The organism is Vibrio sp. 03_296, from assembly GCF_002265885.1.
Genome location: NZ_NPKW01001114.1, coordinates 1 through 513 on the forward strand (window position 1 = coordinate 1; position 513 = coordinate 513).

The following is a 513-nucleotide window of genomic DNA, read 5'->3' on the forward strand; positions in this document are numbered from 1 at the left end:
CTGGGGCTGAAGTCGGTCCCAAGGGTATGGCTGTTCGCCATTTAAAGTGGTACGCGAGCTGGGTTTAGAACGTCGTGAGACAGTTCGGTCCCTATCTGCCGTGGGCGTTGGAAGATTGAAGGGGGCTGCTCCTAGTACGAGAGGACCGGAGTGGACGAACCTCTGGTGTTCGGGTTGTGTCGCCAGACGCATTGCCCGGTAGCTAAGTTCGGAATCGATAACCGCTGAAAGCATCTAAGCGGGAAGCGAGCCCTGAGATGAGTCTTCCCTGATACTTTAAGTATCCTGAAGGGTTGTTCGAGACTAGAACGTTGATAGGCAGGGTGTGTAAGCGCTGTGAGGCGTTGAGCTAACCTGTACTAATTGCCCGTGAGGCTTAACCATACAACACCCAAAGGGTTTTGATGGACTCAAAGCAAGAACGAATTGAATGTGTAGAGAACGCAAACAGCTTTCCGAATTTTAAGAATTTGCTTGGCGACCATAGCGTTTTGGACCCACCTGAACCCATTC

At 51.3% G+C, this 513-nt stretch carries 1 rRNA gene; it reads left to right on the forward strand.

The features are described from left to right. Positions 1–384 (forward strand): 23S ribosomal RNA (locus CIK04_RS30175); the annotation flags it as partial. Positions 385–513: the final 129 nt, after the last annotated feature.